Origin of the sequence: Streptomyces sp. NPDC014889 (genome assembly GCF_043081205.1) — a bacterium.
GTDB lineage: Bacteria > Actinomycetota > Actinomycetes > Streptomycetales > Streptomycetaceae > Streptomyces.
Genome location: NZ_JBIBWH010000022.1, coordinates 66,068 through 78,882 on the forward strand (window position 1 = coordinate 66,068; position 12,815 = coordinate 78,882).

Consider the following 12,815-nt stretch of genomic DNA (forward strand, 5'->3'; position numbering starts at 1 on the left):
TGCGGTGGAAGTGGTCACCATGAGGGGCAGGTGTCCTTCAGTACCTGTGCGGGGTTGACGCCCTCGGCGCAGCGGGCCGTGTACCAGGTCATGGAGCGCACCGTGACGGGACGGACGTGGCCGGGTGCGATGCCTAGCCGGAATCCGCTGTCGGGCAGGTCGGTGATTTCGGTGAGGTGAGGGGTGCTGGTGGGATACAGGATGTGGTCGCCCGCCACGGCGAGGGGGAAGTAACCGCTGCGGGCGGTCCGGGCCACCTTGCGGTGGAGATTGGCGCGGGCGCTGGCGTGGACGGCAGCACGCAGGTCGGGGCGCCAGGTGGGCTCCTTGGGGGTGGGCCATGTGACCAGAGCAGTCTGGTCGGGCTGGGTGGGCGGTTGGGCCAGAGCGGCGAAGGCGTCCTCGGCAGTGGCGTGCAGGGCGTGCAGCAGGGCCCGGGTCGCGGCATGAGCTTGCGGCAGTGCGGCGAGGGCGGCCAGCAGGTCGGGGGTGTCCATGGCGGGGGTGATGCCGAGGCGTTCCAGGACGGCCAGGCGAGCCAGGCGCAGGTGCTGGTACCAGGGAGCGAGGTAGGGGCCTGTGGGGCCCGGGCGCAGCCAGCCCTGGACGGGCTTCGGCTGTGCTCCGCGTGCTGCGGCGTAGGCGACGGCGGGGGTGGTGTGCCAGGCAAGGCCCGTGCTGGCGAAGGCTGGGGGCAGCAGGGGGTGTGGGGGGATGGCGGAGAGGTCGACGAGCCAGCTGCCGGGCTGCTTGGGGTCGAAGTCGGAGTAGTGGACGTGGTGGGCCGGTGTGTCGGCGACGCGGATCTCGTTGCTGCCAGCGAAGTGGAGGAGGTTGACCGCGAGGCACACCACGTGCTCGCGGTCGGTCTCGTCCGTTGTGGGCTGACGCCACCAGTCGGTGCCGGTGTCAGCGACGGCATCCTGTGCACTGCGGTGACTGGCCAGCTGGTGGCCGGGCGGGGCCTCGCAGGGGGCCGGGTCGACGACCGTGGTCAGGGCGCCGCGGACGCCGGGGGTCATCAGGGCGCCGGTGACTGTGTGGTGGTGCGCGGATGGGCGCAGGTCACGCATGAGCTGGTGGCCGCAGGCTTCCGGAGGGCCCAGCGGGGTGCGCACGAGTGAGGCGTATTCGCCCAGGGTGGCGGCCAGTTCGCCCGGGGTGAGGTGGGCGGGCAGGTTCCATGCATCGTGGTGCAGGGCGCCCCAGTCGGTGAGGGCGAGGTGGATGCTGTCGCAGGCGGGGTCGCCGTGGGCGGGGTGCAGCCGATTCCAGGGGCCGAGGCCGCTTGCGTCGGTCTGCCAGCCGATGGCGCGGGCCTGCTGCAACAGCGGGTGGTCGCTGCGGGGATGCCGCTCGGGCAGGGTGGGCGCAGCGGCGGGCAGGTGCAGGCGGGCACGGGCGGTGGAGGTGAGCACCAGCAGCGGGCCCGGCGGCAGGGATTCGGGGCGGACGGGGGCCGCACCGAGCGGGGCGTTGATGGTCCAGGCCAGCACAGAGCGCAGGTCGTCGGCAGGGCAGGGGCGGGTGCGGCCATCGGCGAGGTGAGCGATCAGTCCCTGTGGGCCGGCTTCGAGGACGGCGAGGGGGCCATCAAAGGTTTTGCGGGAGCGGGGCGGCGGGTAGTCCAGACGCGCCGCGGGGCCGGGTGGGTATGGGGTGCGCTGGGACGGCAGCGTGTCAGCAGCCGCGGACATTACGGGGGTCTCCGGCCGGGGTGCGGGCGGGACGGGCTGGGCTCGCCCGGTGCCCAAGGCGAGGTTAGGGCAGCGGGTGCCCAGGTGTTGGGGGTGGCCGCCGACGCGCTGCCTCGTGGGGTGCTGGCAGCGTCGGCACGGTGCTTCGTCGGCCGCGAGCGTGGGGATCTCGTGCCGGAGGGCGCCCAGCGCGGCCCAGTCCGGTGTCTGCGCGGGCGGGAGCGCCGACATCGGGGAGGCGGTCTGCCGGGCCAGCAAAGCGTTTAGAAGGTGCCGGTAGAGGGCCGCGGTGTCGCCGCGCGGGGTGGTGGTGCCGCGCTCCCAGGAGCGGACGGTGTCCTCGCTCACCCCGCAGGCGTCGGCGACCTGGTGCAGGGACAGCTCCGCCTCCCGGCGCAGTCTGCGCCGTTCCGCCGGTGCCGGAAGCCCTGCAAGCGCCTGTCCGGGGGCGTGAATGTCGGAAAGATCGAACAGCTCGTCCATGGCTGGGTCGGTTCCCCCACTGGTGCTGGCCGGCGGATACGGGCGCTGCGTCCGGGCATGCTGCGCTTGGCAGCGCAGCATGCCCGATCCATACAGTGCGTGGCGTGGCCTGCATGAACCGTTTCGTCGGGCCTTGACCTGCAAGGACGCCGTGCGAGCGGAGCGAGAAACTCCGCCCGTTCGAGCGAGGCGCACGCTTGGTGTTGTCCTGCGCCCCCCATCGCCATCCCTCAATATGTGCGGTCACCAGGCAAAACGGGCTGCTCGATCGTGCGCTCGAGGAGGCGCGCGGAGTGCGGCGCGCGCTCACTCGTTCGAGCGCGTTCGAGCCAGATCGCTTTCTGTGGCTGCGGTGAGCGGCCACGGTGGTCGACGTCGCCCAAGTCGATCACGTGGGCGGTAGTTCGTTCTGTCGCTTTCGTGTGAGGTGGTGTCGTGGCTGAGGTGGTGTGGGCGCAGTTCCGCTCCCCCGCCGGTCGGCTGCTGGAGCGGCCCGTAGGCCAGGTGCGCGGGGAACGGCTGGAGGAGCGGGAGGAGGTGTGGAGGCCGGCGCGGCATAGGGGGCGGCGCGCGATCGCCACGTGGTGGCGGCCGGCGGGCCAGGCCGGGCACGTCGGCTGCGCCACTCTCCAGGCGCTGCAGGCGGCCGTGGCGCTGGAGTTCGATCCGCAGGTGGCGGCGTTCGCTGGCTGGCCGGTACGGCTGGGCTGGGCTGGCAGCGACCAGGGGTACGTACCGGATTTCTTCGTCCGGCTGGCCAACGGGCGGGCGAGGCTGGTGGTGTGCCGGTCGTCGGGCCGTGCGGGAGCCGGGTGGGAGGAGACGCTGAGGCTGCTCACGGCGGCCGGTGAGCAGGCCGGCTGGGAAGTGCGGGTGTATGCGGGCTCGGACAGTGATGTGGCCGCGCGTAACCGGCAGCGTCTGTCTCGCTACCGGCACGCACGGCTGGCGGACAGGGACACCGCACAGACCCTGCACCAGGCGTTCGCCCGGCCGCGCCCGTTCGCCGAAGGGGTCAGCGCCAGCGGTCTGCCCGAACTGGCCACGGTGGCCAGGGGGCTTCACCTGATCTGGACCCGTGAGCTGGCCATCGACTGGGACGCCCCGTTCGTGCCCGCTCGCTCCCTGGTGTGGTCACCGCGGGAGGTGCTCTGATGACGGCACTTGCTCCGGCGCCGCCGGACGCCGTGGCCGTGGGCCGGGCGGTGCGCTGGCGTGGGGAGACCTACCTGGTCGCGGCGTTGCAGGGCAGCAGCGTGCATCTGCTCAGCCAGCACACCGACGGAGAAGACGCCGTCGTCCTGCTGGACGCTCTGCAGGCCTCGGCAGGCTTTTGCGTACTGGACTCTCCCTGCGCTGGCGACGCGGACGCCTCTGCCGAGCGGCCGGCGCCCTCGCGCCCGGGCCTGGGCGGCATTGATCTGCTGGACGGGCTGCCGGACAAGGCCCGCGAGGATGCCGAGTTCTGGCTGGACCATGTGCTGGAGGTCCACACGGGTCTGCCCGGTTTCGCCGCACCCGGCACCGTGCCGCGCTCCTGCTACGACCCTGAGCGCACCACGGTGCGGCAGCGATACGAGACCAAGGCAGCAGAGCTGACAGCAGCTCACCACCATGTGTCGGCGGCCACGGTGGAACGCAAGCGGCTGGCCTGGCTGGAGCAGGGCCTGTGGGGGCTGGTCGACAAACGGCGGGTGCGCGGTCCAAGCGCGCACGGCCGGGTCGACGAACGGGTGGTGACGCTGCTGTGGAAGGTGCATCGACGCAACAAGAACCGGTCCATCGGGACCAGGTCGCGACTGTTCGAGCTGCTGAGAAGGACGTGCGTGAGGAAATTCAAGAAGCAGGCGGAGAAGCTGATGCCGTCCCGGGCGACGTTCTACCGGCTCCTGGACCGGCTCGGCATCGTCTGCGGCAAGGAGGCCGCCCGCCGCAAGGACGCCGATCACCGTCCCGAGCCGCCGTTCACGCTGGCCATGGCCACCCTGCCGGGTGAGCAGGTGCAGATCGACACCACCTCGCTGGATGTGCGCGCGCTGGATGAGACCGGCCGCGTGGTCTCACTCGAACTGACCGCGGCCATCGACGTGGTCACCCGGACGATTCTCGCCGCCGTCGTCCGTCCCAAGTCCAGCGGCACCAAGACCGGGTCCAACTCCCGCCGACACGGCGGGCGGGCCACCAAAGCCGTCGACGCGCTGTTGCTGCTGGCCCAGATGTGCACACCACAGCCGATGCGCCCCCACTGGTCGGCCAAAGCCCGCGCCGAGGGCTCCGGCCTGCCGTATGCACAGCTCGTCGAGGCCGACGAACGCATGCGGGACGCGGCCGCCCGGCCGGTGATCATTCCGGAGATGATCATCATGGACAACGGAAAGGTCTTCGCCGGGCGAGCGTTCATGGACGCGTGCGCCCAGTTGGGCATCGCTGTGCGTCCGGCCTGTTACAACTCCCCCACTCACAAGGCGATCATCGAGCGGACGTTCTCATCGCTCAAAACGTTCTTCAGTCAGTTCCTGCCCGGCTACACCGGGAAGGACCTCTCTCATCGCGGCAAGAAGGTCGACGGCGAGCGGCTGTGGCGGGTGGACCAAATCAACGACTTCCTGCAGCAGTGGATCGCTGTGGGCTGGCAGCAGCGCCCTCACGAGGAACTGCGCAATCCGTTCCTGCCGTCGATGCCGCCACGCACGCCGAACCAGATGTTCGCCGCCCACGTCGCCAGCAGCGGCTACGTACCGCTGCGGCTGAGCGCCGAGGACCGGCTGCGGCTGCTGCCCACCACCTGGGTGAAGGTCACCGAGAAGGGCATCCGTGTGAACAACCGCACCTACGACAGCCGCACCCTCAACCCCTACCGCAACACCATGTCGGGCTGGCCGGGCAAGGGGCAGCGGTGGCCGGTTCGCTACCACCCCCACCAGCCGGAGAAGGTGTGGCTGCAGGACCACCGCAACGGCGCCTGGGCGGAGGCCGACTACGTCTACCAGCGTCTGATCGGCGACGCGTGGAGCGAGCACGTCTGGGACCAGGCCACCGCCGCCCACCTCGAAAACGGAGGCGGCACCCGGGACGAGGCCGCCATCGCCCGCGTGGCGCGCTCTCTACTCGAGCACGCCGGCCGCGGCCCCTCCCGCACCGCGGTGCAGCAGCCGGCGCCCGTCGACCGCGGCATGTCCGTCGGCCCCATGCCCGCCCAGAACCCCTACCGCGACATTCCCGCCCCCGACTACCAGCGCATCAACGCCCTGCCCAGCATGGACGTCGACCTGCACCGACTGTGCCTGCCGCCCGTCTCCCTCCCCCGACCCGGCGACGGCCACGGTCCGCAAACATCCCGCTGACTCACCCCCGTGTCTCTGTCCTGCCTCTCCCCCCGGGATCTCCCCGGTGAGACCCATCTCCCGCCTACGGCACGCCCCTTAAGGACCCTCCTGCGTCATGTCACTCTCCCGCCCCGATGCCGCTCCCGGCGTATTCCTGCCGGCGACGACCCGTCCCGGTTGGCAGGCCCAACTGGACCTTGTCGTCGTGCCCCCCGATCTGGCCGCATGCCCGCCTGCCGGCTCCGCGCCCGCGGCAGATGATCCACGCATCCGCTATCACGCCACAATGCGCACCGTACAGACCCCGGCCCTGAAGAAGGCCGTCGCCGTCGCCCGGCGCCTGTGGCTGGCCGGCAGCCCGCGCAGCGAAGGCCCCCTGCACCTGGCAGTCGATGGGCCGGGCGAAACCGGCATGACCACGGTCCTGCGCCAGATCGGCCGTGTCTTCGAGGGCCTCGTCCGTGACCACCTGCCGCCCGACCCGAAACGCATCCCAGTCATTCACATCAACACCCCGCTGGCCCCGGGCAGCAAGCTGGACATGTCGATCCCGTTCGCCGAGTTCCTCGGCCACAAGCACACCAAAGACCCTGAGAGCGGCCAGCGCAGCATCGACATGACCGGGCCCGTCTGCCACGTCATGAAGACCTGCGGCACTCGCCTGGTCCTAGTCGACGGCATCGATCGGCTGGACAACTCCGAACTCAAGACGGCCTTCGACTACTTCAACTACTTGGCCGCCGAGTGCAACGTCTCCTTCGGCTACTGCGGGCCCGGCTCCCGAGAGATCGTCAACGAAGTCCGGCGCGGCAAACGCCCCGGACCGCCCGGCGGCGGATCCGGCGGCATCCCCACCCTCGCTGTCCTGCCCGTCTCTTACAGCAGCGACGACTACGCCCTGTTCCACGAAGTCATCAAAGCCTTCGACCAGGACCTGCGCCTGCACCAGCACACGCCTGGCGACCTCCTCCAGCTCGCCACCCACCTGCACCGGCGCACCGGCGGCTACATGAAGCCGCTGTCCTATCTCATCTGCCAGGCTGCACAGGAAGCCATCGAAACCGGCATCGAAGCGATCACCGAGGAACTGCTGGACGACCAGTTGGTGGGCCGGTTCGACGACGATCCGATTCTGCAGGTCTGACGCACATCCCAGCGCTTCCTCTGCTCGTTGCGCTCCACGGGCACACTGCACCAGGCTGAGACACGAAAGGGTGCCACACCGCCGTCCACGTGGCCGACCTTCGGCTTCAGCCTCGCCTGTAGCCCCTCTGCCGCTGGCCCCGCACCGCGCGCCCGGCATGCACCACAGCGGCGGTACATACGGGTCGTCGCCCTCTCCCAGGAAGGACAGCCGTGGTCCTTTACCACTGCTGGATCGAAACTAAATCGCCCGGTTCCACCGAGTGGCAGCACTACGAGTACTTCGAGGAGGAAGCCGATCGGCCCGGCGTGTACCTCGCCGACGAAGGGATGTGTGACGGCGTTGACGACCTCGCGCAGACGGTGCTGAAGAACTCACTCGCATCCGTTCTGCATGCGCACGCCGACCAACCGGAAGTGCAGGTCCGCGCCTACGCCCAGGTCTGCGACGAGACATCAGTGGACCCCACCGGCATCTGCCAGGCATCCCCTGACGACATCGCCGAAGCACGCGAAGCCTTGCGGCTGAAGGCACTCACCCGCCATCTGCGCTCTGCGTGCCACAGCGTGTACGAGGCCCGCCGCAGCCTTAAGGCGGACATCGTGAGAGCCCACGACGAAGGGCTGGACCTTCACACCATCACGGACACAGTCGCAGCGTACTTCGACGCCCAGTCCGTTGCCCGCCTGGTCGACGCGCCCGCCCTGTTTAGCGAGTTGCGGGACCTGATCCGCACACGGCCGGAGCTGGCTGGGCGCACCATCGTGCGCAACGGCGGCCTGACGGGGGTGACGGTGGAACTGCGGTGGACCGACGAGGAGCATGACGCGGAGGAACTGCGGGAACGTGCCTGGAACGAGACGATCGAGGAATACGATCGGGAGCTGGCCGCCTCGCTCCTTTCGGCCGCTCGCAGCGCCGCTGGCGAGCTCCTCGCTCTTCTCTCCGCCCACTTCGAGGTCAGGCCGGCCACGCCTCGCGGCGTGGCTCCGTACGCTCTTGTCTACCGCCCAGTCACAGTGCAGCGTCCTACACAGTCCGCAGTCGGCAACGAGGTGGAAGGAGCGGCCGCATGAGCAGGCGCCGCAAGCCCCATCCCCGCTCACGCTCAAGCGCTGTCGGGCGTAGGACCATCGTCGTCGATCTTCTTGAGATCGGTTCGTCCCACGGCAACCTGACGTTGCGGGCAGGGCGGGACACCGGACAGCTCGCGTGCGTCGCGCTGCCGGCCGAGGTGCTCCCGAGCTTCCTCACCAACCTCGAACAAGCCCGCCTGGACTCCGAGGAGGAATACTGGAGCGTGGTCCGCCACGTGCTGGCTACCGCGTCCGGCAGCAGCCCCGCAGAGACGTCACGGGCCCTTGAGCGGTGGCTGCTCGCGCAGAACTGGAGCAAGGTTCTCGGCGCCCTGCCCGACGACGCCGCCCATTCCCTGCCGTTGGTCACCTACGTCGGTCACATCGGGTTCCAGCTGGCGCCCCCGTTCACCACAAACCGGGTGCTGGCCATCTTTGACCCCCTGCAATTCCACCGCGTGCAGGCAGCGTTGCTGCACCACTGCTCGCTGGCCCAACAGCAAGCGGCAAGCTCACCCATGCATCCACGCGACGCCCTCGCTCTGGCCCTGCGCGACCTGTGCAGCCTGTCTTGGCCCCCGGCGCCTCCCGCAGCTCCGTCCCCCGAGGCTGCCGGCCGGTACATGCAGGACCGATACGAGGCGTTCCACCGCCGCTCCCCCTACATGCGTGCGGAAGAGAACTCCCTCGACCTGGGACCGACTGCGTCCTGAGCGCGACCCGATCGGACGGCCGACCGTTGTCCGTCCGGCGCGAGTGCGGCTCCCCGCAGACCAACCACCCAGGGCAGACAGGTAGCCGTGTGTTTTAAGGAACGGCCCGGGAGGGGCAGATGAATGCTTAGATTGGAGTGATGGTGAGACCTGGAGTGAAGCGGGCCATTGTTGCCGGGAGTTCAGTGGTGGCCTCGGCGGCGAGCGGGCTGGTCACCAACGTGGTGACGGATCAGCCGACAGGTGCCTGGTGGGTGGCGCTCGGAGTTTTGGTGGTTGTCGCCGTTGTCCTGCAGGTGCTTGTGACGGCCGACAGCGGCGCCGCGCAGGCGCCTGGCGCCGGATCGGTGGCGATCGGCGGTGCCGCGCACGAGGCGATCACAACGCAGGTCAATCTGACGGGCGATGTGCCCGCTCAGGGTGCGGGTGCGGTGTCTGTCGCCGGAGACGCCCGCGGGCAGATCTCCACCCATGTGGTCGCGTCTGACGGCAGCCCGAACACGAGTGGCGGCTCTCAGGGGGCAGGTGACAGCGACGGGGGTGCACCGTGACCGCCAGGCGGGCTGGCGCCTTCGGGGACGCTTCGGTTGCGGTCGGGGGTGACGCACACGGGTCGATCATGACCAATCCTGTGTTCGGTACTTCGTCTGTTCCCATGACGGTTGCGCTCAAGGACACGCGGAAGGTGTTCAGCGATGTGGGCGTTGCAGAGTTCACCGGTCGCATTTGGCTGGTGGAGTCTGTCGACTCCTTTCTCGCCGAGCAGAGTTGCGGCTTTCTGTGGGTGGAGGCAGAAGCGGGACTGGGCAAGACGGCCTGGGCGGCGTGGCTGGTTCGTGAGCGTGGCTATGTGTCGCATTTCGCCCGCCACTCCCAGGGCGGATCCGTACGGGTCGGGCTGCGTAATCTGGCGGCTCAGCTGATCCACCGGTTCGGCTTGGCTGCGCAGTTCGCGCCGGGCGGCATGCTCGCTGATTGGGTGTCCGACCCGGAGGGCTTCGACACGCTGCTCAGCGAGGCCGCAGAGCGGGCACGCGTAACACGGGGCGAGCCGCTGGTGATCGTCATGGATGGTGCCGACGAAGCGGACGTCCCGGCGGGCGGGTTGCCCTGGGGGTTGCCGTCGCTGCTTCCGGAGGGGGTCTTCGTCGTCGGGACATACCGCACCGGGAAGCGGCCCGCCTATTCGGAATCGCCCTCGCGGGTGGTGCGCATTGACCGGGACGACGCACGCAATCAGGCGGACCTGCAGTTGTTCCTGGACCGGGCTGTGCGGGCGGAACCGGTGGCAGGGCGGCTGGCGGCAGCGGGTGTGAGCCCCGACGAGGCTGCGGTGCTGCTGGCCGAGCGGTCGGGCGGGGTGTGGGTGTACCTGCGATACGTGCTCGCGGGCCTACGGACGGGGCAGCAGCCGGTCGACGAGCTCCACTCACTGCCGGCGGACCTGTCCGGCTACTACGCACGGCAGTTGATGCGCTGGCAAGGGGTACCAGGTTGGGCAGACGTCGGGAAACAGGTGCTGGCGACGTTGGTCGCTGCTCCCGAAGCCCTGCCCTACAGCACGTTGTACCGGTTGACGGGCGCGAGTGATCAGGAGGCGGTGCGGGGGTGGTGCGACCTCGTGCTACGGCCGTTCTTGACTGCGGACGACGCTCTCGCGGAGCGGAGGTATGAGCTCTACCACGCCACTGCGCGAGGCTTCTTCGGGGGCGCGCTGGACGGCGTGCACGATGACGGGTTGAAGGTCTTAGCGGCGGGCCTCGCTGAGGGCGTTGCGCGGGCCCACCTGCGGATCTCAGAGCGGTACGTGCGGGATTTCGGCGGGTTCGGCAGTGGTGACGGCCAAGAGCCCCTGGCGTTGCTTGCCGCCGATCCCTCCTTGGCCTTGATGGACGGCGGATATCCACTGCGTCATCTCGCCCATCACATGATCTTGGCTGAGTGGGGCGCCGGACTGCGTCAGCTGCTGCAGGCCGAATCGCCGGCCGGAGACCGCCAGGCTCGCAACATCTGGTTTGCCGCACATGAGTATGCGGGGCCGCTGGACGCCTATCTGGATGATCTGGAGCGGGCCCGAAGCGATGCCGCCCGCCGGACGGACGAGGCCATGAGGCGGCGCCTTCCGGCAGCTGAGCTGGCGGAAGAGCTGCGGTACGGGCTGATGACCGCGAGTGTCGCCAGTCACACGGACAGCGTGGGCCCGGAATTGCTGGGACAACTGGTCGAGCGAGGAGTGTGGACTGCGGAACACGGTCTGGCCCATGCCCGCCGTCTTTCCGATCCAGGTGACCGCTACAGGGCTCTGCTCGTGCTGCAGCCTCACATAGCGGAGAGCCAGCGACTGCGGACCATCGAGGAGGCGCTGGAGACCATACGGCTGTGCGACTACGTGGTGGTCAGCAGCCTGAACGGACACCATTACGTCAGCCCCGCACTGGTGATCCCCTACTTACCCGAAGACCGCCAGGCCGACGTGGCCGATGAGGCCGTGGCCACAGCTCAGGAATGTATGGCCGGCGGACTGCGGGGACGTCTCCTAGCCATCGCCGCTGTTCACTCTCCCCCAGAAAAGCGGTCGAAGGTCGCCCTGCAGGCTCTTAAAGAGATCCGCTCAGAGGAGGATGCGTGGGACTCCGACGAGAACGTCAGTGCCCTGGTCTCGCTGGTGTCGCTCCTGCCTGTCCAGGAACGGGACCAAGCCCTGTCCGAGGTACGGAAGGCATTGCTCGACGGCTCCTTCACGCCGCGGCTCACCGAGGACTGGAACGTCCTGCTGCCGTTGCTGTCTCCGGAAGAACAGAACGCTGCCCTGTCCGCAGCCATCGCTGAAGCCGCACCGTTGGAATATCCCCAGGCGCTCGCCCACGATTTGGCCGTCCTTTTGCCTGTGCTGCCTGCCGAACACCGGGAGCCTGTCCTGCTGGAGATGCTTACGCAAATACGTTCCATCTCCCATCCCGCTGATCGCGCTGGCGCGCTGAGCATGCTTCTGCCACATGTGCCCCCTGAGATCCGCTCGGCGATGATCAAGGATATTCTCGGCGCCAACTCCCGCCCCGATCAGCATGTGCTGGCCCGGCTGGCGCCGTACGTGACCGCCGAACAGCTGAAGGACCGGCTCAGAGGCGCACTGTTCACTCCGTCGACCTCTCGGGTAGTGCAACTGGCCTCCCTGGTACTCGAGCTGCCGGCAAGTCGGCAATCGGCATGGGCCGCAGAAGTTCTGGAAGTCGCAACGTTGGTAGGCTCCTTGACCGCGATAGCCACCGGGAAGATCGCTGTACTGCAGACTGCCCTGGAAGCTCACCGGACAGGACAGGCCCGCGAGGCCCTGGACGCTCTGCGTTTGGCTGATGCAAAAGGCCATAGGCGTGACACGCTACGCAGACGGCTCCTGCCCCATCTTTCAGAAGCTGACGTGCAAGAGGCCGCCCTGGAGTGGTTTTCCGAGCCTTATGAACTGCTGTATGCCGATCAGCCGCTGTTGGAACAGGTCGTTGCATATCTGCCAGCGGATCTGCTGGCCAGCGCCCTGTGGCACTGGGTGGAGCAGGATGACTGGGTTGATGACCTGAGCGTGCTGGGCCCGCATCTGTCGGAACAACTTCAGGAAGAGGTTGTGACGACGATCCTGAATCGGAAAGAGGTCGACAACCCTCCTGTCCTAGTCGTCTCGCTCATTCCCTACCTCCCCAACCGACTGCTGGAGCGTGTGCTGGCGGCTGGACGAGGCTTTGAGGACGCCGGGTTGCGCAGCGCTGCGCTGAGTGCACTGGTGCCGCGCCTACCTGTTGAGCAGCGCAGGGGCGTGGCGCAGGAAGCGTACGAGGCGGCACTTGCATGTTCGTGGCGGCCCTGGCTGCCAGAGGTTCTGCCACGGATGCTCGCCGGCCTCCCTGAGGGGTTGCAGCATCGCGTGGAAGAGGCGCTCACCTCTGTCCGAGCTGTCGATGACGAGTGGGAACGGGCAGAGGCTTACACCGTCCTGTTGTCGGTGCTCTCTGAGCAGGAGCGGTCCGCGGTGTTCCCAGAGGTGCTGGATTTCATGTCCCAAGTGGATCCAACTGTCCGTGCCCAGCATTTGGTCGAGCTTGTTCCGTACATGCCCTGGGAGCGGGTGGATACGGTGCTTGCCATCGCACCGGATGACAGTGCACTCGCAACCGCTCTCCTCTCTCGAGCCCAGGATGATCACGGCTGCTCCCCACAGGAGTTCGTCGCACTGGTCCGAGGTGTGCTGTCCCGGACATCGCAGAGCAGAGCATTGGAAGTGATCACCGAGAATCTGTCCCGGCTAGCTTTGGCGGCTGGTGACGAGGTTCAGGATGTATTAGCTCAAGCCACGGATGATGTGCTGACCTGGTGGCCCTAACCGG

At 68.4% G+C, this 12,815-nt stretch carries 8 protein-coding genes; 7 read left to right on the plus strand and 1 reads right to left on the minus strand.

What is annotated here, in order from left to right; all coding sequences use genetic code 11:
- Nucleotides 1-14: 14 nt before the first annotated feature.
- Nucleotides 15-2,180, minus strand: a complete 2,166-nt coding sequence (locus ACF09J_RS32745) for a helix-turn-helix domain-containing protein (RefSeq protein ID WP_392309096.1) — start codon at nt 2,178-2,180, stop codon at nt 15-17.
- A gap of 435 nt (nt 2,181-2,615) precedes the next feature.
- Here ACF09J_RS32745 and ACF09J_RS32750 point away from each other — a divergent pair, with 435 nt between their 5' ends.
- From ACF09J_RS32750 to ACF09J_RS32780, 7 genes are all read left to right on the plus strand, one after another.
- Nucleotides 2,616-3,335, plus strand: a complete 720-nt coding sequence (locus ACF09J_RS32750; protein ID WP_392309097.1) for a TnsA-like heteromeric transposase endonuclease subunit — start codon at nt 2,616-2,618, stop codon at nt 3,333-3,335.
- Nucleotides 3,335-5,524, plus strand: a complete 2,190-nt coding sequence (locus ACF09J_RS32755) for a Mu transposase C-terminal domain-containing protein (protein ID WP_392309098.1) — start codon at nt 3,335-3,337, stop codon at nt 5,522-5,524. Before ACF09J_RS32750 ends, ACF09J_RS32755 begins: the two co-directional genes overlap by 1 nt.
- Nucleotides 5,525-5,621: 97 nt before the next feature.
- Nucleotides 5,622-6,650, plus strand: a complete 1,029-nt coding sequence (locus ACF09J_RS32760) for an ATP/GTP-binding protein (protein WP_392309099.1) — start codon at nt 5,622-5,624, stop codon at nt 6,648-6,650.
- Between the two features lie 212 nt (nt 6,651-6,862).
- Nucleotides 6,863-7,726 carry a hypothetical protein gene (locus ACF09J_RS32765; RefSeq protein WP_392309100.1) on the plus strand — a complete coding sequence of 288 codons (864 nt, stop codon included), beginning with the start codon at nt 6,863-6,865 and terminating at the stop codon, nt 7,724-7,726.
- A complete protein-coding gene (locus ACF09J_RS32770; protein ID WP_392309101.1) occupies nt 7,723-8,439 on the plus strand; it encodes a hypothetical protein in 717 nt (238 codons plus the stop codon). Before ACF09J_RS32765 ends, ACF09J_RS32770 begins: the two co-directional genes overlap by 4 nt.
- A gap of 155 nt (nt 8,440-8,594) precedes the next feature.
- Nucleotides 8,595-8,990: a hypothetical protein gene (locus ACF09J_RS32775; RefSeq protein ID WP_392309102.1), complete on the plus strand. Its 396-nt coding sequence runs from the start codon at nt 8,595-8,597 to the stop codon at nt 8,988-8,990.
- 68 nt (nt 8,991-9,058) lie between these two features.
- Entirely contained in the window at nt 9,059-12,811 is a 3,753-nt protein-coding gene (locus ACF09J_RS32780; RefSeq protein WP_392309103.1) for a hypothetical protein, read from the plus strand.
- Nucleotides 12,812-12,815 lie beyond the last annotated feature (4 nt).